Annotated in this window: 24 protein-coding genes; 8 read left to right on the top strand and 16 right to left on the bottom strand. The window is 66.8% G+C overall.

What is annotated here, in order from left to right; translation table 11 throughout:
- Positions 1 to 31 precede the first annotated feature (31 nt).
- On the bottom strand, positions 32 to 511 hold the full coding sequence (locus VSR71_RS18790) for a carbon monoxide dehydrogenase subunit G (RefSeq protein WP_342915353.1): 480 nt from the start codon (positions 509 to 511) through the stop codon (positions 32 to 34).
- Positions 512 to 949: 438 nt separating this feature from the next.
- Between VSR71_RS18790 and VSR71_RS18785 the strand changes: the two genes are divergently transcribed.
- The 4 genes from VSR71_RS18785 to VSR71_RS18770 all read left to right on the top strand — a co-directional run bounded on the left by VSR71_RS18785 (position 950) and on the right by VSR71_RS18770 (position 5,991).
- Positions 950 to 2,134: an acetyl-CoA C-acyltransferase gene (locus VSR71_RS18785; RefSeq protein ID WP_342915352.1), complete on the top strand. Its 1,185-nt coding sequence runs from the start codon at positions 950 to 952 to the stop codon at positions 2,132 to 2,134.
- A 28-nt stretch (positions 2,135 to 2,162) separates the two neighbouring features.
- Positions 2,163 to 2,954, top strand: coding sequence for an enoyl-CoA hydratase/isomerase family protein (locus tag VSR71_RS18780; RefSeq protein WP_209754222.1), 792 nt, complete (start codon positions 2,163 to 2,165; stop codon positions 2,952 to 2,954).
- A 2-nt stretch (positions 2,955 to 2,956) separates the two neighbouring features.
- Positions 2,957 to 4,894: an acyl-CoA synthetase gene (locus tag VSR71_RS18775; protein WP_342915351.1), complete on the top strand. Its 1,938-nt coding sequence runs from the start codon at positions 2,957 to 2,959 to the stop codon at positions 4,892 to 4,894.
- Positions 4,895 to 4,989: 95 nt separating this feature from the next.
- Positions 4,990 to 5,991, top strand: coding sequence for a tripartite tricarboxylate transporter substrate binding protein (locus VSR71_RS18770; RefSeq protein WP_342915350.1), 1,002 nt, complete (start codon positions 4,990 to 4,992; stop codon positions 5,989 to 5,991).
- An 87-nt stretch (positions 5,992 to 6,078) separates the two neighbouring features.
- Here VSR71_RS18770 and VSR71_RS18765 read toward each other — a convergent pair whose 3' ends face one another.
- From VSR71_RS18765 to VSR71_RS18730, 8 genes are all read right to left on the bottom strand, one after another.
- Positions 6,079 to 6,888, bottom strand: a complete 810-nt coding sequence (locus VSR71_RS18765; protein ID WP_342915349.1) for an oxepin-CoA hydrolase, alternative type — start codon at positions 6,886 to 6,888, stop codon at positions 6,079 to 6,081.
- Between the two features lie 36 nt (positions 6,889 to 6,924).
- Positions 6,925 to 7,881 (bottom strand): ketopantoate reductase family protein, encoded by a 957-nt coding sequence (locus VSR71_RS18760; RefSeq protein WP_342915348.1) that lies wholly within the window; start codon positions 7,879 to 7,881, stop codon positions 6,925 to 6,927.
- Positions 7,882 to 7,893: 12 nt separating this feature from the next.
- The gene (locus tag VSR71_RS18755) at positions 7,894 to 8,352 is read right to left on the bottom strand and encodes a MaoC family dehydratase (RefSeq protein WP_342915347.1); all 459 of its coding nucleotides are present in this window, start codon (positions 8,350 to 8,352) and stop codon (positions 7,894 to 7,896) included.
- A gap of 69 nt (positions 8,353 to 8,421) precedes the next feature.
- Entirely contained in the window at positions 8,422 to 9,609 is a 1,188-nt protein-coding gene (locus VSR71_RS18750; protein ID WP_342915346.1) for a thiolase family protein, read from the bottom strand.
- Positions 9,610 to 9,636: 27 nt separating this feature from the next.
- Positions 9,637 to 9,837, bottom strand: a complete 201-nt coding sequence (locus VSR71_RS18745; RefSeq protein WP_342915345.1) for a hypothetical protein — start codon at positions 9,835 to 9,837, stop codon at positions 9,637 to 9,639.
- Positions 9,838 to 9,849: 12 nt separating this feature from the next.
- On the bottom strand, positions 9,850 to 11,451 hold the full coding sequence (locus tag VSR71_RS18740) for a DHA2 family efflux MFS transporter permease subunit (RefSeq protein ID WP_342915344.1): 1,602 nt from the start codon (positions 11,449 to 11,451) through the stop codon (positions 9,850 to 9,852).
- The gene (locus VSR71_RS18735; protein WP_342915343.1) at positions 11,451 to 12,569 is read right to left on the bottom strand and encodes an HlyD family secretion protein; all 1,119 of its coding nucleotides are present in this window, start codon (positions 12,567 to 12,569) and stop codon (positions 11,451 to 11,453) included. The genes VSR71_RS18740 and VSR71_RS18735 overlap by 1 nt, the downstream gene beginning before the upstream one ends.
- 79 nt (positions 12,570 to 12,648) lie before the next feature.
- Positions 12,649 to 13,137 carry a helix-turn-helix domain-containing protein gene (locus tag VSR71_RS18730; protein ID WP_342915342.1) on the bottom strand — a complete coding sequence of 163 codons (489 nt, stop codon included), beginning with the start codon at positions 13,135 to 13,137 and terminating at the stop codon, positions 12,649 to 12,651.
- A 194-nt stretch (positions 13,138 to 13,331) separates the two neighbouring features.
- Here VSR71_RS18730 and VSR71_RS18725 point away from each other — a divergent pair, with 194 nt between their 5' ends.
- Positions 13,332 to 14,771 (top strand): efflux transporter outer membrane subunit, encoded by a 1,440-nt coding sequence (locus tag VSR71_RS18725; RefSeq protein WP_342915341.1) that lies wholly within the window; start codon positions 13,332 to 13,334, stop codon positions 14,769 to 14,771.
- 120 nt (positions 14,772 to 14,891) lie between these two features.
- Here the strand turns inward: VSR71_RS18725 and VSR71_RS18720 are convergent, their stop codons facing one another.
- Both VSR71_RS18720 and VSR71_RS18715 read right to left on the bottom strand, forming a co-directional pair.
- Positions 14,892 to 16,193: an ATP-binding protein gene (locus tag VSR71_RS18720; protein WP_342915340.1), complete on the bottom strand. Its 1,302-nt coding sequence runs from the start codon at positions 16,191 to 16,193 to the stop codon at positions 14,892 to 14,894.
- A complete protein-coding gene (locus tag VSR71_RS18715; RefSeq protein ID WP_342915339.1) occupies positions 16,190 to 16,933 on the bottom strand; it encodes a response regulator in 744 nt (247 codons plus the stop codon). Before VSR71_RS18715 ends, VSR71_RS18720 begins: the two co-directional genes overlap by 4 nt.
- 334 nt (positions 16,934 to 17,267) lie before the next feature.
- Here VSR71_RS18715 and VSR71_RS18710 point away from each other — a divergent pair, with 334 nt between their 5' ends.
- On the top strand, positions 17,268 to 18,071 hold the full coding sequence (locus VSR71_RS18710; RefSeq protein WP_342915338.1) for an SDR family oxidoreductase: 804 nt from the start codon (positions 17,268 to 17,270) through the stop codon (positions 18,069 to 18,071).
- 379 nt (positions 18,072 to 18,450) lie between these two features.
- Here the strand turns inward: VSR71_RS18710 and VSR71_RS18705 are convergent, their stop codons facing one another.
- Positions 18,451 to 18,717, bottom strand: a complete 267-nt coding sequence (locus tag VSR71_RS18705; RefSeq protein WP_342915337.1) for a DUF4148 domain-containing protein — start codon at positions 18,715 to 18,717, stop codon at positions 18,451 to 18,453.
- A 196-nt stretch (positions 18,718 to 18,913) separates the two neighbouring features.
- Between VSR71_RS18705 and VSR71_RS18700 the strand changes: the two genes are divergently transcribed.
- Together VSR71_RS18700 and VSR71_RS18695 are read left to right on the top strand one after the other, a co-directional pair.
- Positions 18,914 to 19,993 carry a porin gene (locus VSR71_RS18700; RefSeq protein ID WP_342915336.1) on the top strand — a complete coding sequence of 360 codons (1,080 nt, stop codon included), beginning with the start codon at positions 18,914 to 18,916 and terminating at the stop codon, positions 19,991 to 19,993.
- Positions 19,994 to 20,144: 151 nt separating this feature from the next.
- Positions 20,145 to 20,921, top strand: coding sequence for an enoyl-CoA hydratase (locus tag VSR71_RS18695; protein WP_342915335.1), 777 nt, complete (start codon positions 20,145 to 20,147; stop codon positions 20,919 to 20,921).
- A gap of 42 nt (positions 20,922 to 20,963) precedes the next feature.
- Here VSR71_RS18695 and VSR71_RS18690 read toward each other — a convergent pair whose 3' ends face one another.
- From VSR71_RS18690 to VSR71_RS18675, 4 genes are all read right to left on the bottom strand, one after another.
- On the bottom strand, positions 20,964 to 21,398 hold the full coding sequence (locus tag VSR71_RS18690; RefSeq protein WP_342915334.1) for a MarR family winged helix-turn-helix transcriptional regulator: 435 nt from the start codon (positions 21,396 to 21,398) through the stop codon (positions 20,964 to 20,966).
- A 166-nt stretch (positions 21,399 to 21,564) separates the two neighbouring features.
- Positions 21,565 to 22,065, bottom strand: coding sequence for a DUF1097 domain-containing protein (locus tag VSR71_RS18685; RefSeq protein ID WP_342915333.1), 501 nt, complete (start codon positions 22,063 to 22,065; stop codon positions 21,565 to 21,567).
- 57 nt (positions 22,066 to 22,122) lie between these two features.
- Entirely contained in the window at positions 22,123 to 22,542 is a 420-nt protein-coding gene (locus VSR71_RS18680) for an organic hydroperoxide resistance protein (RefSeq protein ID WP_342915332.1), read from the bottom strand.
- A 39-nt stretch (positions 22,543 to 22,581) separates the two neighbouring features.
- Positions 22,582 to 22,902: a hydroxyquinol 1,2-dioxygenase gene (locus VSR71_RS18675; protein ID WP_342915331.1), complete on the bottom strand. Its 321-nt coding sequence runs from the start codon at positions 22,900 to 22,902 to the stop codon at positions 22,582 to 22,584.
- Between the last annotated feature and the right edge of the window lie 289 nt (positions 22,903 to 23,191).

Raw genomic sequence — 23,191 nt, 5'->3', positions numbered from 1 at the left:
ATTTCGGGTGCACCCCCGTTCCGCCAGAAGCCTACTCAGAGCAAGCTTCCAGGGAGGCACTTTGCTCCATCTCCTGCGTGACCCGCTGCTCAAAGCGGGAAAAGAACTCGGCAAGGAACTTGTTCGCCACCGAGCCCACCAGTCGGGAACCGATCTGCGCGAGCTTTCCGCCGATCTGCGCCGCGGCCACGTACTGCAGCGAGGTACCGCCATCGACGTCTTCCAGGCGGACATCGGCGCCCAGCTTGCCGTATCCCGCGACGCCGCCGCTGCCGCTGCCTTCGATGTGGTAGCCGAGGTCCGCTTGGTGGCCGGAAAAACGGACCGTTCCCTTGAAGCGGGCCTTGATCGGCCCGACCGCCGCGACGATGACCGCGTCATAGCTGCCGTCCTCGCCTTGCTCGTATTTCTCGCATCCCGGCAGGCACTGCTGCAAGGTCGCGGGGTCGTTCAACCGCTTCCAGACCTCTGCCCTGGAAGCCTTGATTACCTGTGTGCCAGTGAATTCCAATGTTCGCTCCTTTCGGCTTCTGCTATCCCGTCACCGCATCGCTGGCCATCAATGTATCCAGCGTCTATATCGTAGGGAGCGCATCGGCCAGCGTCAAGGAACGGGAAGCCATTTGCCCTTAGTGCTAACCCTAGCAGCACCTGCGCCACTCCGGCTGACGCCGCGGCGCCAACGCATCGACAGGGAGGTAAACCCGACCTTGCCCAACGACTCCTTGACGTCGCCGCGGCGGCAATCCTAGTATGTAGACAGTGGATACACCAAGTGCCTGCGTCGGGCTGCACTGGCGCAACAAGGCATGCGAAGCATCCCGCCTCTCAACGCTTCCGGATTGTCTAAAGCAACACACAGACCAACAGACACCTCAATGTATCCACTGTCTATATTAGATCCCGCGGGCCATCAGCGCCCCTTCTCATCCACATCAAAGGAGAACCCATGTCGCGTGCAGTGATCGTTTCGTTTGCCCGCACCCCGATCGGCAAAGCCACCCGGGGCGCATTCAACATGACCCATGGCGCAACCATGGCGGGCCATGCCATCCAGCATGCCGTCCAGCGCGCGGGAATCGACGGCGCGGAAGTCGAGGACATCATCTTCGGCTGCGGCCAGCCCATCGCCGCAACCGGCGGCAACGTCGCCCGGCAAGGCGGCATCCGCGCCGGCCTGCCGGTCTCCGTCAGCGGCACGACCCTGACCCGCTTCTGCGCGTCCGGCCTGCAGGCGGTCGCGTTTGCCGCGCAGCGCGTGCTGATCGACAAGGTGCCGGTGATGGTGGCGGGTGGCGTCGAATCCATCAGCCTGTCGCAACCGGTCACGCTGAAGGTCGCGCAGCAGGAAGCGTGGCTGGCGAAGAATCGCCCCGACGTCTACCTGCATATGATCGATACGGCCGAAATCCTGGCCGAGCGCTACGGCATGTCGCGCCAGCGCTCCGACGAGTTCGCGCTGCGCAGCCAGCAACTGACCGTGGAAGCACAGAAGGCGGGCCGCTACGCCGAGGAAATCGTCCCGCTGCCAACGGTGAAGTCGGTCAAGGACAAGGTGACCGGCGAGACTTCGACGGTGGAGTTCCTGCTCGAGGCCGACGAAGGCGTCCGTTCCGACACGACGCTGGCAGGCCTGGGTGCGCTGCCCGCCGTGAAGGGCGAGGGCTACCAGGTGACGGCCGGCAACTCCAGCCAGTTGTCCGACGGCGCCGCGGCGCTGGTGGTGATGTCCGAGCGTGAAGCCGAACGCCGCGGCCTGGAGCCGCTCGGCTACTTTGTCAGCCTGGCCACGGCCGGCGTGGAACCGGACGAAATGGGCGTGGGCCCGGTGCGCGCGGTGCCGCGCCTGCTGGAACGCAACGAGCTCTCCATCGACGACATCGACCTGTGGGAACTCAACGAAGCCTTTGCCTGCCAGGCGCTGTACTGCATCGACAAGCTCGGCCTGCCGCTGGAGCGCGTCAACGTCAATGGCGGCGCCATCGCCATCGGCCACCCGTATGGCATGACCGGCGCGCGCCAGACCGGCCACATCCTGCTCGAAGGCCGCCGCCGCAAGGCCAAGTATGGCGTCGTGACCATGTGCGCTGCCGGCGGCATGGGCGCGGCCGGCCTGTTCGAGTTCATCCACTAAGCATCCCACAGCAATAACGGAGACACCGATGACCGACATCACCGAGTACGACACCGTCTTCATCGACCGCGACGGCCCCTGCGCCGTCGTCACCATGAACCGGCTGGAGAAGTACAACGCGCTGAACACTGGACTGCGCAGCGACCTTTACGCGGCGCTGTCGTCGCTGATGGCGGACCGCACGGTTCGCGGCATCGTCCTGTGGGGCGGCACCAAGGCCTTCGTGGCGGGCGGCGACATTCCCGAAATGCTGGCGCGCCGGCCGATCGAAGCCTTCGTGCCGACCAGCGGCGCGCCCGACCTGTGGGCACTGATCCATCACAGCACCATCCCGGTGGTCGCGGCCATCGCCGGGCCGTGCTTTGGCGGCGGCCTGGAACTCGCCATGGCGTGCGACCTGCGCGTCGCCGCGGACAATGCCCTGATGGGCCAGACCGAAACCAACGTCGGCCTGATTCCGGGACGCGGGGGCACGCAGCGGCTGACCCGGCTGGTTGGCGCGACACGCGCCAAGGAAATGATCTTTACCGGCGAGATCATCAAACCCGACGAGGCCTACCGCATCGGCCTGGTCAACAAGGTGGTGCCCGCGGACGAACTGCTGGCCGAGGCAAAGGCCTACGTGCAGCGCATTGCCGAGAAATCGCCGCACTCCATCGCGATGGCCAAGCTGATGATCAACAACGGCCAGGATGCCACGCTGGATACCGCGCTGATGCTGGAACAGCTGGCCTTTGCCACGCTGTTCAGCACCGAAGACATGCATGAAGGCGGCGAAGCATTCCTCAACAAGCGCCGTCCGGTCTATCGCGGAGTCTGATCATGACGCAACTCACTACACGCGTGCAGGCAGCCGCCGGCCTGGTGCGGCCGGACCCCTACCGACCGAGGCTGACGGTGACGGCGCTTGCCGATATCCGCCGCTTCGAGCAGACACCGCTTGCCGACCGCGGCCTGCCTGACAGCACCTATGAATTGCTGCGCCTCGCGCGCGACCGTGCGCCAGAGGCGCCCGCCCTGCACTATTTCACCTCCGGCGACGAGCTCGCGAAGTCGGTCACCATTACCCATGCGCAGATGTTCGGGCGCATCACGCAGACCGCCAACCTGCTGCACTCGCTCGGCCTCGGCGCCGATGACGTGATCGGGGTGCTGATGCCGGTGACGCCGGAATCGCAATACGCGATCTGGGGCAGCGAGGCAACCGGCATCGCCTGCCCGGTCAACTGGATGCTCGAGCCCGAGATCATCGCGGCGCTGCTGCGCAATGCCGGCGCCAAGGCGGTGATTGCCTACGGCCCCGACCCGGATATCGAAGCCTGGCACAAGGCCATGCTGGTGCGCCGCGAGTTGCCCGGCGTGCAGCACTGGATCAAGGCTGGCGGCGGCAAGGCGAGCGAGGCGGGCATCGTCGATCTCGACGCCGCGCTCGAGCGCTTCGACAGCGAGTCGCTCGACAGCCAGCGGGTGTTCTCCCCGGGCGACACCGCATCGATGTTCCATACCGGCGGCACCACCGGCACACCCAAGCTGGCGCTGCACACCCATGGCAACGAAGTGGCGATGGCGTGGGTCAGCGCGATGCAGATCGACGTGCAGCCCGAGGATGTCCGCGTCTGCGGCGTGCCGATGTTCCATGTCACCGGCGTGCTGACCAATTGCCTGATGCCGCTGGCCCGCGGCGCCTCGGTGGTAATGCTGACATCCAGCGGCTGGCGCGATCCCTCCGTCATCCGCAATCTCTGGCAGATCGTGGAGCACTTCGGCGTCACCGCGCTCGGCATGGTGCCGAGCGTGGTCAACATGGCGCTGAATATCCCGGTCGGCGACGCCGACATCAGCTCGCTCAAGGCGGCCAGCTGCGGCACCGCGCCGTTGTCGGTGGCCGTCGCCGAAGCCTTCGAACGGCTGACCGGCGCGCTGATCTTCGAGGGCTACGGCCTGACCGAAGGGACCGCGCTCAGTGCCACCAACCCGCGCTATGGCCAGCGCCGCATCGGCTCCATCGGCCTGCCCATGGCCTACCAGGAGATGAAGGTCGTCAAGGTAGCGGACGGGCGCATCCAGCGCGACTGCGAGCCGGGGGAACCCGGCATCGTGGTGGTGCGCGGTCCCAACATCTTCGCCGGCTACCTGAATCCCGAGCAGAACCAGAGCATCTGGTTCGAAGGCGGCTGGTTCAATACCGGCGACCTGGGCTATGCGGACGAGGACGGCTACCTCTGGCTGACCGGGCGGGCCAAGGACCTGATCATCCGCGGGGGCAACAATATTGACCCGCGCATGATCGAAGAGGCGCTGTATCGCCACCCGGAGGTCTTCGATGCCGCCGCGGTCGGGCTGCCCGACGCGCATGCCGGGGAACTGCCGGTGGCGTACGTCGCGCTCAAGCCGGGCAGCACCTACCCGCTCGGACGCATCAAGCACTATGCCTACGAGGTGATCCCGGAACGCGCCGCCGTGCCCAAGCAGTTCTACCTGGTCGACGCCATTCCCAAGACTGCGGTCGGCAAGATCCAGAAGAACTCGTTGCGCAGCGACGCCGTGCTGCGTGCGCAACGGCAGATGCTTGCCGAGGTCAATGCGCAGACGCCCGTGCCGCTTGTCGATATCCGCATCGAGGACCGGGGCGACCAGGGGCTGCTGTCCACGCTGGTGCTGCCGTCCGCGCTGAGCGCCGAGGAGCGGGAAGCCGCGGTCGCAAGCATAAGCAAGGCCTTCACGACGCTGACCATCAAGTACGCAGTGGTCTACGAATAGTCCGCTCAGCCAACCTCACCAGAAGCAGTGCCTGCCGGCAGCCGCCCCATCCGGGGATGCGCTGCCGGCTTGCACAATCCATCGAGGAGACAACCATGACTATCCAGCTATCGCGCCGCCGCCTGCTGCAAATGGCCTGCGGCGCCGTGCCGGCCATGCTTGCGCCATCCTGGCTGCGGGCCGACAGCAACTATCCGAGCAAGCCGGTGGTCGTCAAGGTCGCATTTCCCGCCGGTGGCCCGGCGGATGAATCGATCCGCGCGGCAGCCGTCGTGATGAAGAGAAACCTGGGACAGAACGTCCTTGCCGACAACCTCCCCGGGGCGAGCGGTTCGATCTGTGCCATGAACGTGCTGCGCGCCGCCAATGATGGCTACACCCTGCTGGGAACGACCGGCATCGACTTCCTGGTCGCGCCGCTGACCATCGCATCGGCGAAGTATTCGCCGGAAAAGTTCAAGCTGGCGGGCTTCAGCGGGATTTCCGACTTCATCCTGGTCGCGAATCCCTCGCTGCCGTTCCGGAACGTCGACGAGGTCATCGCATACACGAAGAACCCGAAGAACCGCCCGTTGTCACTGGCGCACTGGGGCCCCGGCTCGGCCCCTCACCTGGTCGGCGCCGACTTCCAGGCCCGTACCGGCGTGCGCTTCCTGGAAGTCCCGTACAAGGGCGCGGCACCGGTCACCAGCGATATCGCGGGTGCGCAGGTAGACCTGACATTCATTCCGATGGGCGGCCCGACCTACGGGATGATCAAGGCCGGCCGCTTCCGCCCGATCGGCGTCGCCAGCAAGGCCCGGCATCCGTCCCTGCCCGATGTGCCGGCGCTATCGGAAACCACGGGCCTTGCCGACTTCGAGTACAGCCAGTGGGCAGGCGTGCTGGCGCCGCCGGATACCCCGGACGGTGTCGCGGCACGGCTGGTGGAGGCCATGAATGCCTGGGTGGGCAGCCCGGAGAACCGTACCCGGCGCTCCGTCAATCTGCAGCGCGCGATCGAGCCAATGACGATGGCCCAGGCGCAAGCCTTCCTGAGCAGCGAACACGCCAAGCTGACCCGCATTGCCAGGAACCTGAAGCTCGCCGGGCAGTAATGCCCGGCGGTGAAGCCCGGCGGTGAAGCCGGGCAGTAGAGCCCGGCAACAGAGCCGGGCAGCAATGCGGGCAGCCCCGCGCCGCGGTTAAGCCGGATCGCCGCGGCGCAAGCGGGCAAAGTCCACGGGACGTTTTTCCAGGAAGGCGGCGATGCCCTCGGCGGCTTCCGCGCCGCCCTGGGCCACGGCCATCGCCACCCGTTCCGCTTCGAGCTGGTCATCGAGCGTGCGTTCGTGCGCATGCCGGCACAGCGCCTTGATCGAGCCCAGCGCCTGTTGCGGGCCTTGGGCAAGCCGCGCCGCCAGCGCGATCGCTGCCGCGCCGGCCTGCCCCGCCTCTACCAGCTGGTTGACCACGCCGAACTGCAGCAGCTGCTCGGCCGTGATCCGGTCGCCGGTGAGCGCGAGCTGCGTCAGCACCTGCCGCGACAGGCTCTGCGCCAGCAGGCCCGTGATGCCGCCATCCGGTGTCAGCCCCACTTTCACATAGGCAATCGAGAAGGCCGCGCCGGCGGATGCCACCAGCAGGTCGCAGGCCAGTGCCAGCGAGAAGCCCGCCCCCGCCGCGCCGCCCTCCACCGCCGCGACGATCGGCTTGGGAAAGTCGCGCAGCTTGCACACGACGTCGTGCAGGTGCCCCAGCTTCTCGATGCGCTCGTCGTAAGTGAGTTCGCGCCGCTTGCTGATCAATGACAGGTCGCCGCCCGCGCAGAAGTAGTTGTCGGCGCCGGTCAGCACGATGGCGCCTACCGCCGGATCGTCCGCGGCGGCGGCCAGCGCGGCGCGGATGTTGTCATAGAGATCCGCCGCAATAGCGTTGCGCTTGCCCGGGTTGTTGATGGTAAGCACCCGCACGCTGCCTTCCGTGCGCTGCAACAGGGAGGAAAAATTCGTCATGTCGTGATTCTTCATGGTTTGGGTGAGCGGGGGCATTCATGCAACCGAGGCCGCAGAGGCCGCGGCCTGTGCGGCAGCGCGCTGGCTCTCGTAGACCTGCAGGTGGCAATAGGCCATGCGGCTCAATGGCAGCTCGTTCCCGTGCGCGGCGCCGCGCCGGATCAGGTCGCCGACGATGGCGTCGGCTTCGATGCGTGGCGCGCCCTGCGCAATGTCCCGCATCATCGACGCGGCCCAGGTCGAGGTTTCGTCAAGAAGCCGCGACTGCATGGCAGCCACCACGGGCTCGGGAATGGCATGGCCGCACAGTCGCGCCACCGTGCGGCACTCGGCCATCGCATCAAGCATCAGCTGACGGCCATCCTGTGTCTTCATGATGTCCCCCACCGAGCCGCGCATCAGGCATGTCATGACGGCCCCCGCGGCGATCATGGCCCATTTGTTCCAGAGTTCCTGCCCGATGGCCCCCGATACTTCACGCGTGCCCGCCGCCCGCGACAGCAGCGCGTGGAATTCCGCGGTTATTGCCGCGGTCTGCGCGGCGCGCGCCCCTATCACGAGCCGGTCCATGCGGCCGGCGTGCATGACGGTTCCGTCCGCCGCCAGCGTGGTCGCAATGTAGGCGACCCCGCCCAGCACGCGCTCCCTGCCAAAGCACTGGTCGAGCCAGTCATAGGCGCCAAGCCCGTTGAGCAGGGGCAGCACCGCGGTGTCCCGGCCCACGGCCGGGCTGATCGCCCGGATGGCATCGGCCAGGTCGTAGGTCTTGCATGCCAGCAGGATGAGGTCGTACTGCGCGTCTGCCTGGCCGGCCAGGGCCGTCTTGACCGGGCGATGAAAGTCGCCGAGTTCGCTGCGCATGGCAAGGCCGTGGCGTTCCAGGGCCTGCGCGCGGCCCGGCCGCACCAGGAAGGTGACGTCCGCGCCCGCCTCGATCAGCCGCGCGCCGTAGTAGCCGCCCATGGCGCCGGCACCGAGTACCAGTATCTTCATGGCGCCTCCCGTCTATGCAGTGCCGCCGGGACGGCACTGCACCACCAGGTTGACTACGCCGGCCTGCACCGGTTCGTCATGCTGGTTGAAGGTCGTGATGCGCACCTTCACGATGCCCTGGTCAGGCCGCGACCTGGAAGTCCGCACCTCCAGTATCTCGCTCTCGACATGCAATGCATCGCCGGGCCGCACCGGCTTGGGCCAGCGCAGCTCCTCGAAGCCGGCGCCGATGATGCCGCCCGCGGGCCGGAGCTCGCCATCGACCAGCAGACGCATGGTAAGCGCCGCCGTGTGCCAGCCGCTCGCGGCCAGGCCGCGGAACAGCGTGTCGCGGGCAGCGGCTTCATCGAGGTGGAAAGGCTGCGGGTCGAACTCGGCAGCGAAGGACTTGATCCGCTCGGGCTCGACGGTCAGCCGTCCCGAACCATATTTCTGGCCCGGGGCCAGATCCTCGATATATTGGATGTTCATGGTTTGCTCCTCCAGGTTGTTATTGCGCCGATCCCGACGACCGGCGCGCGCGCAACGACGGCTGACGGATCAGGCCAGGGCCTCAAGCGCCAGCGCAATCCCCTGTCCTCCGCCGATGCACAGCGTGACGATGCCGCGCCGGATGCCATCCGCGCGCATGGCATGCAGCAGGCGCGTCGTCAGCACCGCGCCGGTCGCGCCGATCGGATGGCCGTGCGCAATGGCGCCGCCGTCAACATTGATGATGTCGTGCGGCAAGCCCAGTTCCGCCGCCACGGCCAGCGGCACGGCGGCAAAGGCTTCATTGATCTCGATGCGTTCGATATCGCCCAGCGCCCAGCCGGCGCGCTGCAGCGCCTGCCGCACCGCCGGGACAGGGCCCAGGCCGAACATGCCCGGCTCCACGGCACCGACTCCGTAGGCCGCCAGCCGGCCCAGCGGCTCGAGGCCGCGGGCTTCGGCAAGCGAACGTTCCGCCACGATCATGGCCGCGGCGCCGCTATTGAGCCCGGGCGCATTGCCGGCGGTGATGGTGCCGTCCGGGCGGAACGCCGGCTTGAGCCGGCCGAGCGCTTCCAGGGTGGTATCGGGACGGTTAGCTTCGTCGACCTCGAACAGGGTCGTGCCGCCCTTGCCCTTGACCGCCACGCCGGCGATCTGGCCGGCGAACCGGCCGTTCGCCTGTGCCTGCGCGAAATTGCGCTGCGAACGTTCGGCCCAGCGATCCTGCGCCTCGCGGCTGAGCGCATAGCGGGCGGCAAGATCCTCGGTATGCCATCCGGAATGCTCGCCCGAGAAGGCGTCGTGCAGTCCGTCGTACAGCATGCTGTCACGCAGCACGGAATCGCCCATGCGCTGGCCCCAGCGGCCGGACATCATCAGGTAAGGCGCACGGTCCATGTTCTCCATGCCGCCGGCGACGGCGATGTCGACATAGCCGAGGCGCACCTCGTCGGCGGCCGTGGCGATCGCCTGCGCGCCCGAGCCGCACACGCGGTTCACGGTCATTGCCGGGACCGACACCGGCAGCCCCGCCCCGATGGCAGCCTGCCGGGCCGGGTTCATCCGGTTGCCGGCCTGGACCACATTGCCGAACACTACGCTGCCGACCTCGCCGGGATCGATACCCGCCCGTTCCACGCTGGCCCGGATCGCCGCGGCGCCGAGCTCGGTCGCCGCAATGGACTTCAATGAGCCGTTGTAGGCGCCAATGGCGGTCCGCACCGGCTGACACAGCACGACATCTCTTGCATTCATCGCTTTCTCCCTGCCAAAAACCAAAGATCAATCGGTCATGCGCGCTTCAGTCGTGGCGCCATGTGGCAATCGCCCGGCGGCCGGCTCCTGAAGGTTGCAATACGTATTGCCTGCACGGGCACAGGCCACGCCGGTGTCACGCGGGCGCTCATTGCCGGCGTATGCCAGCGGCGCCCCGCCCGCGATCAGCGCGGCACACAGCAATCGTCTGAACAGAACGGCTTTCATCGCTGCCTCCGATCAATGCGCATCCGCCGACGGGCCCTTCGGCGCCCCGACCTTGCGCATCAGCGGCACCATCGCCGTGGCGATGACGAAGCAGACCAGGATCACCAGGAACGCGTCGCCGAAGGTCTGCGTCTGGGCCTCGCGCCAGGCCAGCCCCCACAGTTGCTTGAGCGCGGCGGTATGCGCATCGAGGGCGTCGTGCCCGGCCGCCACGAACTGTTCGGTGAGACGTTGCAGCACGCTTCCCATGGCTTCATTGCGGATATTCAGGTGCTCCGCCTCGCGCAGGAAATGCAGGTTGCCGCGGTCGTTGAGCACGGTCGCGCAGGCCGCAATGCCGATGGCGCCGCCCAGGTTGCGCATCAGGTTGAACAGGCCGGACGCCAGCTTGAGCCGCTCCGGCGGCAGGCTGCCCAGCGTCAGCGTCACGGTGGGCGCCACGGCAAATTGCTGTGCCATGCCGCGCAGTGCCTGCGGCAGCATCAGCTGCGCCGCACCCCAGTCGTGGGTGATCGGCGCGAAGAACCACATCGATACCGCGAACATCGCCAGCCCGGCCATCATCAGCCAGCGCAGGTCGACGCGGTTCGCCAGGAAGGCATAGAGCGGGATCGAAGCCATCTGGAACACGCCGGTGGAGAACACCGCCAGCCCGATGTCCAGCGCGCTGAAGCCGCGCACCCGCCCCAGGAACAGCGGCGTCAGGTAGATGGTGGCGAAGATGCCGATGCCCGTGACAAAGGAAAAGAAGCAGCCGAGCGCGAAGTTGCGGTCCTTGAGCGCCCTCAGGTCGACGATCGGATTGGCGTAGGTCAGCGTGCGCCAGATGAAGGCCACGCCCGACACGCCGGAAATCCAGGCGGTCGTGAGGATCACGTCATCGTCGAACCAGTCCCAGCGCGGCCCTTCTTCCAGCGTGTATTCCAGGCAGCCCAGGAACAGCGCCATCATCACGATGCCAAGGTAATCGGCACCGCGCACCAGCGACCAGTTGGGGCGGTCGACCTTGACCAGCAGCGGCACCGCGATGGTGACGAAGATGCCCGGCACCAGGTTGATGAAGAACAGCCAGTGCCACGAGAAGTGATCGGTGATCCAGCCGCCCACCGTGGGCCCCAGCGTCGGCGCCAGCGAAGCCAGCCCGCCGACGGTGGCCGCGGCGATCACGCGCTGCGGGCCAGCGAAGAACGCGAAAGCCGTGGTAAACACCAGCGGGATCATCGAGCCGCCCAGGAATCCCTGCAACGCGCGGAACACGATCATGCTGTGGATATCCCACGCCACCCCGCACAGCAGGCTGGTCACGGTAAAGCCGGCCGCCGAGGCAGCGAACAGCCAGCGCGTCGACATCACGCGCGAGAGCCAGCCCGACAGCGGAATGACGATGATCTCGGCGATCAGGTAGCTGGTCTGCACCCATACCGTTTCATCGGCGCCGGCCGACAGCGCGCCGCCGATATCGCGCAGCGACGCGGAAACGATCTGGATATCCAGCAAGGCGATGAACATGCCGACGCACATGGTGCCGAAGGCGAACACCTTGGCGCCGGTGGACATCGCGTCCGGCGTCGTCTCCAGGGCGGCCGCTGGAGTGGTCAGGCTGGCCGTCGTCATCACCGCACCTGCGAGGTGGACTGCGTCACGGGGTGGGTATTGACCTGCGCGATGACCGACAGGCCCGGGCGCAAGACCCCCAGCCTGGCGTCCTGGTCGTCGAGGCGGATCCGCACCGGTACGCGCTGGACGATCTTGGTGAAATTGCCCGTGGCGTTTTCCGCCGGCAGCACGCTGAACTGCGCGCCGGTGGCGGGCGCCAGGCTCGCGACCCGGCCATGGAACACGCGTCCGGGCAGGATATCGGCCTCCACTTCGACCGGCATGCCGGGGCGCATATGCGCCAGCTGGCCTTCCTTGAAGTTCGCGTCCACCCACAGCCCGTTGGCCGGAACGATGGAAAGCAGCTGGCTGCCCGCACCGGCAAAGGCGCCGACGCGTGCGCGGCGGTTGCCGACGGTGCCGTCCACCGGGGCGCGCAGTTCCGTATAGCTGAGATTGAGCTTGGCGATATCGCGCTCGGCGCTCGCCTGCGCCAGCGCGGCCTCGGCCTGCTGCTTCTGCGTGCCGATGACGTCCAGCTGGCGCTGGGCCGCCAGCAGCGCGGCGCGCGCCTTGTCGCCATTGGCCTGCGCCTGCTTGTAGTCGGAGTCGGCCTTCTGCGAGCTCTGGATCGATACCGCCGCCTTGGCCACCAGGCTGGCGTAGCGGACCTGGTCGTCGCGCGCCCGCACCGTGTCGGCATTGGCCGCCGTGATGCTCGCCCTGGCCTGCGCGATAACCGCCTCCTGCAGCCGCGCGGTCGCATCCAGGTTGGCCAGCAGCGCCTTCTGTGCGGCCACGGCGCCCTCGGCCTTGGCCAGCGCGGCGCGATAGTCGCGGTCGTCGATGCGCACCAGCACGTCGCCGGCGTGCACCGACTGGTTGTCGGTCACCGCGACTTCGGCGATATAGCCCCCGACCTTGGCACCGATCACCGTGACATCGCCGCCGACGTAGGCATCGTCGGTGCTCTGCAGGTAACGGCCCGACGTCCACCAGTGGTGGCCATAGCCGATGGCCGCCAGGCCCGCGACCACCACCGCGCCGGCCACCAGCAGGCGCTTGGGGCTGATCCTGGATTTCGACTCGGGAACGGGCTCGGTACCTGCCCGCTCAGTCAGCGTGTTGCTACTCATGGCACTTCCTTTCTGCTTTCTGCTCTTGGCTTTCGGGGACCTGCGCCGCCTGTGGTGCGGCAGGGTCGGGAAATCGGGATCAGGATTCGGCCGAGCGGGACAGCCGCTGGCGCACGCGCTCGCTGGCGGCGGGGCCGGGCGCAATGTGGTAGTCGGCACCGGTGACGGGGCTGCCGGTGGCGGGGTCGACCAGCACGGGTTCCACGCGTGCGCCGGTGCGCCGGTCCGCCAGCAGCACGCTTTCGCCTTCGGGCGCGAGATGCTTGTTGCCCCACGCCAGCATGGCCAGCAGCACCTGGCGGAAATCGCGCCCGCGCTCGGTCAGGATGTACTCGGATCGCGGCGGCCGGTCGCAGTATTGGCGGCGCTCCATCATCCCTTCCTCGACCAGCGAGTTCAGGCGGCGCGTGAGCATATTGGGAGCGATCGCCAGGTTCTGCTGGAACTCGTCAAAGCGGGTTACGCCATAGAAGGCCTCGCGCAGGATCAGCACGCTCCAGCTGTCGGCAACGCGAGCCGCGGTGCGTGCAATGGGACACGGCAATTCAGCAAGTGGCTTTTTCGACATGATCGGCGTCCTCGGAAAATCTAGTTGCTTTCAATTTGCAAGTTAGTCTAGAGTAGTCACTATCATCATGCAAGTTAGTTTTTGGTTTGTGCAGCATCCGTCGCTGCCGAGTCGTTGAACGTCGCCGTTGAAAGGTGTTAGCAATGCCGCAAGATCCCTCCCGTTCCGCTTCCCGTTCCCACGCTCGCTCCCGTATGCGGCGAGCCGGCGCCGGCATTGCCCGTGCCGTGCCGCTGCTGCTGGCGACCGCGCTCGCCGCCTGCGCGGTGGGGCCCGACTACCAGGCCCCGCCATCGGACCTGCCCGCCGCCTACCCGCACGCCGTGGCATTGGAAGCCCGCGACGCCACCCGCGCAGCGCCGGCGCTGGACAGCTGGTGGCAGGGTTTCGACGACCCCGCGCTGACCCGGGTGATCCAGCGCGCGCTGGAACAGAACCTCGACCTGGCAGCAGCCATCGCGCGCGTCGACCAGGCCCGCGCGGCGGCGCAGTACGCCGGCGCCGCGCTGCTGCCCGAAGGCTCGCTGTCGGGCAGCGTCAGCAGACAGCATCAATCGCTGGAAGGACCGCTAGGCAGTCTTGCCAGGAACCGGCCCGGCTTTGACCGCAACAACACGCTGTACAGCGTGGGCGCCGGCGCGAGCTGGGAGATCGACGTTGCTGGCGGCCTGCGGCGCGGCGCCGAGGCCGCCAGCGCGGAAGCGCAGGCCGCCGAAGCCGAGCACATGGGCGTGCGCGTGCTGGTGGCCGCGGAAGCCGCCGATGCGTATTTCCGCGTGCGCGGCGCGCAGCAGCGCATCGCGATTGCCCAGCAGCAGGTGCGGACCAATGCCAGGCTGCTAGAACTGGTGCAGTTCCGGCTGGCCGACGGCGTCGGCGCGGAGCGAGAGCGGGCCCAGGCGGAAGCACAGCTCGCGCAGACCCGCGTGACCATCCCGCCGCTGCAGATCGAGCTGGAGACCCAGCTGAACCGCCTCGATGTACTGATGGGCGCGCCTCCGGGCACGTATGCGGCGGAACTGCTCGCGCCTGTCGAGCGCGCCACGGTCCCGCGGATTTCCGTGGCGCAAGGTCCCGCCAACCTGCTGCAGCGCCGCCCCGACGTGATCGCCGCCGAACGCCGGCTGGCGGCATCGAGCGCCCGCATCGGCGTGGCCACTGCCGAGTACTACCCGAAGCTGTCGCTGTCGGCGCTGCTCGGGTTCGAAAGCCTTTCGGCCGGCAAGCTGTTCACCGCCTCAGCGTTCCAGCCTGCCGCTGCCGCCGGGCTGCGCTGGCGGCTGTTCGACTTCGGCCGGGTGGACGCCGAGGTAGCGCAGGCCAAAGGCGCCAACGCCGAGGCCCTGGCTACCTACCGCAAGGCCATGCTGCGCGCCACCGAGGACGTGGAAAACGCGATCATCGCGCTGACCCAGCTGGAATTGCAGAGCAAGGACCTCGCCGTCGAAGTGGCGGCGCACGCGCGCGCTCGCGGCGCGGCCGAGGATGCCTACAAGGGCGGCGCCGTCAGCCTGTTCGAAGTGCTCGAAGAAGACCGCCTGCTGCTGGCCGCGCGCGACCAGCAGGCGCGGGTGCGCGCCGACAATGCCCGCGCGGCGGTGGCAACGTTCCGGGCGCTGGGCGGCGGCTGGTAGTCGGGTAGTGAAATAGTCCGGTAGTCCGGTAATCCGGTAGTCCGGCGGCGAAGGAGAGCTCGGGAATGAAGGTCGACCGGCAGCAGGTTGCCGCAAACCACGCAAGCGAGGCCTGCTCCCTCAGCCCAGCCTGAGCTGCGCCTCGAGCCCGCCGCCCTCGCGATTGCGCAGCGTCAGCGAGCCGCCGATCGCCAGCGCCAGCTGGTGCGCAATGGCGAGGCCCAGGCCGGTGCCGCCGGTCTCGCGGTTGCGCGATTCCTCGAGCCGGACAAAGGGCTGCACCACGGATTCGAGCTTATCCGCCGGGATGCCGGGTCCGCGATCCAGCACGCCGATCACCACCGCTGCGCCGTCGCGCCGCACGCTCAGCTCCGCCGCCCCGCCGAACTTGATGGCGTTGTCGGTCAGGTTGGTCAGGATGCGGCGCAGGGCGTGCGGGCGCGTCATGATGGCGCCGCCGATGTTCTGCAGGATCGTGACGGCCTTGCCGGTGTCCTGATAGTCGTAGACCAGGCTCTCGACGAATGACCCGATGTCGATCCGCGATGCCTTCTCGCCATTGCCATGCATGGCGCGCGCATAGGCCAGTCCCTCTTTCACCAGCGTCTCGATCTCGGCGAGGTCGTGCACCAGCTTGCGCTTGTCTTCGGAGTCGTCCGCCATCTCGGCGCGCAGCTTCATGCGCGTGATCGGCGTCTGCAGGTCGTGCGAGATCGCCGCCAGGATCTGCACGCGCTCCTCGACAAAACGTGCGATGCGCTCGCGCATGGCGTTGAACGCGCGCGCGGCACGCATCAGTTCCGTCGGACCGGTCTCGGGCAGCGGCTCGCTCGCGGCGTTCGGGTCGAGCGCGTCGGCGGCATTGGCGAGCGCCACCACGGGGCGCAGCGACAGCCGTACGGCCAGCCAGCAGCACAGCACCAGCAGCAGCAGCTGCAGCACCAGCACATAGGGCAGCCATTGCGCGATGGCGGGCGGCTTCGGATGGACGTCGATGGTCAGCGGGCTGCCATCGCTGAGGGTGAGGTGCGCCTGCAGGCGTTTGCCTTGCCCCGGGATCGATTCGACCCTGACGGGGAAGCGGCCACCGCTCGCTTCGGTAATGCGCTCGGCGATCTCCTTGGCCTGATCGCTCATCTCCGGCACGCCCGGCAGGCCCGTGCCGAGCATGTATTGGTAATTGCCGCGATTGACGTGCCGCAGCCACTGCGGCCGCTCCGCCGCGGGCACACGGTCGAGGATTGCAATCGACGTTGACACGTCGGTTTCGAGCGTGCCGAGCATCACCTGCCGCGCGGTGATGTAGCGCTCCGCAAACAGCACGGCGAACGACAGCCCATAGGCCACCAGGAGACCAGTCAGCAGGATCAGGAACAGCCGCGAGCCCAGCGTGCGGGGCCACGGCAAGGCGCGGAAATTCACAGCCGGGCCTCCCGGATCTCGACCGGCACCGAGAACACGTAGCCCTCGCTGCGCACGGTCTTGATGTAGCGGGGCTCGCGCGCATCGTCCTTCAGATGCTGGCGCAAGCGGCTGACCAGCAGGTCGACCGATCGCTCGAACATTTCCGCCTCGCGGCCTTGCGTGAGGCTGAGCAGCTGGTCGCGGTTGAGCACGCGCTGCGGATGGTCGACAAACACTCGCAGCAAGCGGTATTCCGCGCCGCTCAGCGCGACGATGATGCCATCACGGTCGATCAGGTGCCGTGCCGTGGTATCCAGCTGCCAGTCGCCGAACGCCAGCAGCTGGCCTGCTTCCGTGATCTGCAGGTTGGGCGGCAGCATGCGCGTCCGGCGCAGCACAGCCTTGATGCGGGCCAGCAGCTCACGCGCCGCGAACGGCTTGGGAAGATAGTCGTCGGCACCCATTTCGAGGCCGAGGATGCGGTCGGTCTCGTCGCTGCGCGCGGTCAGCATCAGGATCGGGGTGGTCTTGTGCTTGCCGGCGCGCAGTTCGCGACACAGCACCAGGCCATCGTCCCCGGGCATCATCACGTCCAGCACGATCAGGTCGACAGCATTGGCCTCCAGGATCGACCGCATTTGCCTGCCATCCTGCGCCACGGTCACACGCAGGCCATTCTTGGTCAGGTAGGTCGATACCAGTTCGCGGATTTCCCGGTCGTCATCGACAACCAGGACATGGTCGACGTGTGCATCCATTTCTATCCCCTCAGAAGAGTCAGGTGAACCGCCAGGTCTGCGTCGACGCCATTGTATGGGTGCCGGCGCTTGTCCGTGTATCTCACTGTATCCGGCGCAGCACACGCCACAATCCGGTACATATCCGTCTGCCCGCCCGGTACCCGCAATATCGGCGGATGCCGTGCCGTTCATACGGGCTCCCTCGGTGCAGGGAGCCCGCCGCCGGCAGATGGCAGAAAAGGTGGCATCAATGACATTGGCGCCATGCCTTTGTGCCCCTACTCTTGAGTCCAAGGCAGCCGGCCAGTCCGGCCACGGCTTCCCCCTCTTCCAAGAATCCCGGAGCTCAGACATGACCACTCAAATCCACGCCGGCACCGCCGTCATCACGGGCGCATCGTCCGGCATCGGTGCGATCTATGCGGATCGCCTCGCGCGCCGCGGCCACGATCTCATCCTGGTGGCGCGCAACCGCTCCCGGCTCGAAGCGTTGGCCCGCCGCATCACCGACGACACCGGCCGCTCGGTCGAGATCGTGACCGCGGACCTTGGCCAGGCTGCCGATGTCCGCCGCATCGAAGACCTGTTGCGCAGCGACGCCAGCATCACCACGCTGGTCAACAACGCCGGCATCGGCGCCGCGGCACCGTTGCTGGCGTCGGACGTCGACAAGATGCAGGCGATGATCGAGCTCAACGTCACGGCGCTGACTCGCCTGACTTACGCCGCCGCGCCTGCATTCGTGGCGCGCGGCGAAGGCACCATCATCAATATCGCGTCGATCGTCGCGGTGGCGCCCGAGATCCTGAATGGTGTCTATGGCGGCTCGAAAGCGTTCGTGCTGGCCTTTACCCAGTCGTTGCAGCATGAGCTTGCCGGCAAGGGCGTGCGCGTGCAGGCCGTGCTTCCCGGCGCAACGCGGACCGAGTTCTGGGACACCGCCGGCCAGCCGGTCGAGAACCTGCCGCAAGGCATCGTGATGAGCGGCGACGATCTGGTCGATGCCGCGCTGGCCGGGCTCGACCAGGGTGAAGTGATTACCGTGCCATCGCTGCCTGACGAGGCAGACTGGAAGGCATTCGAGGCTGCGCGTGCCGCACTCGGCCCCAACCTGTCACGTGACCAGCCCGCGGCCCGGTACGGCGTGGCGCGGTAAGGACGCTGGCAGTCCTCTGTAGTCCTCTGCAGTCCTCTGGCTGTTCCTCGTGTGCCCTGTGTTCCCTGTCTCCCCTGTCTTCCCTGCCCCGGGTGCCAGATCGGCGCCCCGAAGCCGGGAAGGCGGGAACCGGCACGCACGCCCGATTCCGAAAAAGCGCCAAACCCGGCTCATCTTCCGGGGAACTGTCGCGCATCGCTTTGTATCGCCTTGTATCCAGCGCGGGGAACGATACACGCGCTGACAGAAATGGGGTTCCAGCGCCAAAGCACAGATACACCGCTTCCTTCTAATACGTCTCGCGCCTCGGCGGCGAACGGAAACCACATGCGTAGCACCCCACGCACGGCGTTCTTCCAGGGCGCCGTGCGTTTCTGGTTCATGGTGCCGTGGTGGCCGTCTGCTCGGCCCGAAGGCGCTGATACAGCGCAAAGCGCTTCAGATACTCTGGACTGTCGAAATTGGGACCGCGGTTGCCACGCCAGTACTCCGACAGACCGGCGCGGTGCCAGGCGTCGAGGTCCGCGCGCACTTCTTCGCGGGTCAGGGCGCGGCTGGCGCCATTCGTATCGGCTGCAGGCGCAGAGAAAGCGAGGCTCGAAGCCATCAGCGCCGAAGCAAGGAGAGAGATCGTGATGGGTTTCATAGTCTTTGAGATCCTGTTCAGACGTACCGGGCGTCGCCAATGACACCCGCCGGCGGCCACGCTCAGGGGCGCATCCGGATGCTGACATTGCATCGCGCCTGTGTATCCCGGTTGTTTCCGGCAAGCGGGGTCTTTGTATCGCAGCTTGTCAGCGCCGCGCCGCTACAAATTTCAAGACGCAAGAAAAACTGGAGAAATGATGAAGAAGATGTTCGCGGCGTTTGCCGCATCCGTGGCGGCCAACGCTGCCTGCGCCCAGTCCGGCGTCTCGCTGTTCGGCATTGTCGATGCCGGCATCGAGTACAACAGCAACTCCGGCCGCGACGGCGACAATCTGTTCAGGCTCAGTTCCGGCAATCAATCCGGCTCGCGCTGGGGCGTGCGCGGCACCGAAGACCTGGGCGCCGGGCTCAAGGCCGTGTTTTTGCTGGAAAGCGGCTTTGATATCGATACGGGCAATTCCGGCCAGGGCGGGCGCCTGTTCGGACGCAATGCCTACGTTGGCGTGGAGAGTCCCTATGGCAGCCTGCTGCTCGGCCGGCAGCAAACCGCCTTGCGCGACTTCAATAATCTCTACGATCCCGCAGCGACGGCCGACCGCTACGGCATCCTGGCCATCGCGCCGGAGTTCGGCGCGCGGGCAGACAACGCCGTCAAGTACGTCGGCAAGTTCGGTGCACTGACCGGCGCCGCCTTCTATTCGTTCCAGGCCAATGGCAACGAAGTCGCCGGCAGCAATGTGTTCGGGCGCGAGTACGGCGCCTACCTCAGCTACGCCAGCGGCCCGTTTTCATTGGGCCTGGCGTACGACGACCTGCACACCGGGACGCCGGCCAACCAGGCACCGGTGCTGCGGCGCTACGCGGTTGCCGGCACGTACGCAGTTGGCCCTGCCAAGATTTTCGCCGGGTACCGCCTGGCAAAGGCGCTCGACGGCGCCCGGCTGCCAGGCGCTCAGGCCGCGAACGCCGGCGCCAATCTCTACTGGCTTGGCGTCAATTACAAGCTGACGCCTGCCTTCTCGCTGATGGGGGCGGCCTACTACCAGGACTTCCGCCAGACCGGCGCGGATCCCTGGCAGTTCGTGGTCACGGCGGACTACACCTTCACCAAGCGTACCGACCTTTATGCATCGGTCTCCTACGCGCTCAACAAGGACCAGTCGAACCTCGGGGTCAACGGCTACAACACTGGCACTGGTGCGACGGCTGTCTTTAACGTGCAGCCTGGCAAGAACCAGCTCGGTGCCGTGATGGGCGTGCGCCACCGGTTCTAGCCGGCCGGGGAACGGGAAAGCAGGCTTGAGGCCACGGATAGCGCACCTGGCCTCATCGGTTTACTTCGCACGCGAATTATCTATATACTTCGCATGCGAAATTCATTCCGCTGCTCGCACAGCATCCTGCAACTGACCCGGAGACCGACTCATGACCCCCGATATCCGCATTGACCTCACCGGCGGCGTGCTGACCATGACGCTTGCCCGCCCCGACAAGAAGAACGCCCTGACGAACGACATGTATGGCGTACTCGCCGACACGATCGAGCAGGCGCAACAGGACCGGAGTATCCGCGTCCTGCTGGTCCAGGGAGATGGGGACATGTTCACTTCCGGCAACGACATCGGCGAGTTCGCCGCGATCGCGGCAGGAAAGCACAGCGGCGAACGTCACGTGCATCGCTTCCTGCACGCCCTTGCCAACTCGACGGTGCCGACTGTCGCCGCCGTCAACGGCAAGGCCGTCGGCGTCGGGACCACCATGCTGCTGCATTGCGATTACGTCGTGCTGGGCCAGGATGCGCAGCTGATCACGCCTTTCGTCAACCTTGCACTGGTTCCCGAAGCGGCATCGAGCCACCTGCTTCCGCTGCGGATCGGCCACGTCAGGGCCTTCGAGATGTTCGCGCTGGGCGAGCCGCTCGACGCGCAGACCGCGGTGGCCTGGGGCATCGCGAACAAGGTTTGCAGCAACGACCAGTTGCGGGCGGAAGCGCGCCGGATGGCCGAGAAGCTTGCCACCCGCCCTGCCGGCTCGCTGAGCGCCATGAAAAAGCTGATGCGCGATGCGGAAAAACTGGTAGCGCAGATGCAAAGCGAAAGCGCCCGGTTCGTGGAGCGGCTGGCCAGTGCGGAAGCCAGGGAAGCCTTCCAGGCTTTCGCCGAGAAGCGCAAACCGGACTTCACCAGACTTGACGGGCAGTAAGCCGGACTGCCCCGCTGCCTCGCTTCCGCGCCGCCGCCCCGGTTACACCTGATCCTCGTCGGCGGCCGGAAACTTCGTCTGCAAACTGCCCAGCCAGCGCGCCACCACGTCGATCTCGTCCGGGGTGAAGCCCTCGGTCAGTCTGGCATTCAATACCTTCATGCTGGCCTTGGAACGCAGGCGCGCCTTGCGCCCCGCTTCCGTCAGCCACAGGCGCCAGGCACGGCGATCGGTATCGTCCGGCCGGCGCTCGATCAGTCCGGCCCGTTCGGTCCGGTCGGCCAGCCCGCTCATTCCGGGCGCGCCCAGATCGAGCGCGGCGGCGGCCTCGCTCATCAGCGCGCCATCGTTCCTGCCCAGAAAGAACAGCAGCCCGGCCTGGGCGGAGGTCACGCCACCGGCGGCGGTGCGCGCTTGTGACCACCGCTGCAGGCGCCGCTGGCCCACGTTCAACAGGTAGACGAGGCGATGTTCCATGTGTTCGACGGCATTGTGGTTTTGTTCGCATGCGAATATATCATGGAGCCGCCCGGCAATGGCGCAGCCGGCCGAAAGACGTACGCGATCGCATCCGGCGCTGACCGAATGCGATCGCGTTGCAACCACGGCATTACTGATCTCGCTGTGATCACTGGTATCGGCGCTAGCGCGCCAGCCGTCCCTGCAGCACATTGCTGATGCCGCCGCCAAGCGCGCCGAGCACCCCCGCCGCGACCAATCCGGCCAGCAATGACGGCGACGGTGGCTGGCTCGCGGCAAAGAAGCTGATCAGCCCGAGAAAGTAGGCAAGCGGGTTGTTGATGCCGGGCACGGCCCGCAGGCTGAGCACGAGCACCACATCGGCGAATACCGCAAGCGGCGTAGCAAGGTCCCCGACATGCGGGGTCAGCCATCCGATCAGCAATGCCGTCCCTGCGCCAAACAAGATGCCGAGCAGGAGTGCCACAAGGTTCGCCAGGCCTTCGCGTACCGTCTGCCCGCGGGAGTTGTACCCGACCCAGCCAAGAAACATGGCCCAGGCCGGCAACGCCGCGGCAAGCGTCACGAAGGTTGTCAATGCGGCCACCACGGCCCCGACCAGCGTAATGCCATGGAACGCGCCCGGCGAGATGGCCATGGCAGCGGGAGTGCTGGTGTTCGACATGGGTACCTCCTTCTGTTAGCGGGACCGCCTGGCGAACTCAGGCAGGTCCCCGGGTCTTCAGATCAGATTGGTTTCGACATGGATGTTGCCGCGCAAGGCTTTCGAATACGGGCAGGTCTGGTGCGCGGTATCGACCAGTGCCTGGGCCACGTCGCGTTCGATGCCGGGAATCCGGACATTGAGGCGGGCCTGCAGCAGATAGGCTTCGCCGGCCGTGCCCAGGTCGACTTCCGCGTCGACGGACAGGTCCGACGGCAGCTTGATCTTCATCTTGCCGGCAGCCAGGCCGATCGCGCCGATAAAGCATGCCGACCATCCCGTAGCCAGCAATTGCTCCGGGTTCGTACCGGAGCCCCTGGATCCCGGCGACGACAACTGCAGGTTGAGGCGGCCGTCATCGCTATGGGCTTCGCCGTCGCGGCCACCCGCGGTGATATGGACCTTGCCGGTGTACAGCACTTTTTCGATTCGGGTCATGTTTTGCTCCTGGATTGACGATGGGTGGTTGGTGTGGGTTCAGGCGTGCGCGCCGTCGAGGTAAGGGTCGGCGCTGCGCGCCGGTTCCGCGGAAACGCCGGTGCGGTCACGGCCGGCCAGGGTCCGGGCTCCATCGGTAAAGGGATCGAAGCTGCGAGCGCCGTCGCTGTACGGGCTGCGTGGTTCCTGCACCGAACGCGCGCCGTCGCTGTACGGGTCGCGTGCATCCAGCACCGAGCGTGCGCCGTCGGTGTACGGGTCGCGCGCGCCCACATGGGACAGGCTCGCGGCCTGGGCACCTGCCGCTGCGGCAGTCAGGGCGATGGCCAATACGAAACGGCGGGCGATGTTGGTAGTCATGATTGGTTTCCTTAAGAATTGACATTGAACCGTGAGCGCCCGGTGCTCGCTTTCGCTGGATTTCGGCGCCGGGCCACGGAACGTATTTAAGGAGACCGGTGTATCGCGCGTGTAGTGCAGCAAGGCCGATGCTGTCAGCAAGCGTATCGCCCTGGCTGCGCAATACAAAGACATACAAAATCGCTGTCAGGTCCTGGTTTGGCCTGCGCCGCCATCCCGACGCCTGCAGAGGTCCCGGCGCTGCAACGCTGTTCGCCGCGCTGAACGCGGCCAGGTCGCGCGCGCTTCA

It is taken from the genome of Cupriavidus oxalaticus, from assembly GCF_038900635.1.
GTDB lineage: Bacteria > Pseudomonadota > Gammaproteobacteria > Burkholderiales > Burkholderiaceae > Cupriavidus > Cupriavidus oxalaticus_B.
This window is presented reverse-complemented; position numbering and strand designations above follow the sequence as displayed.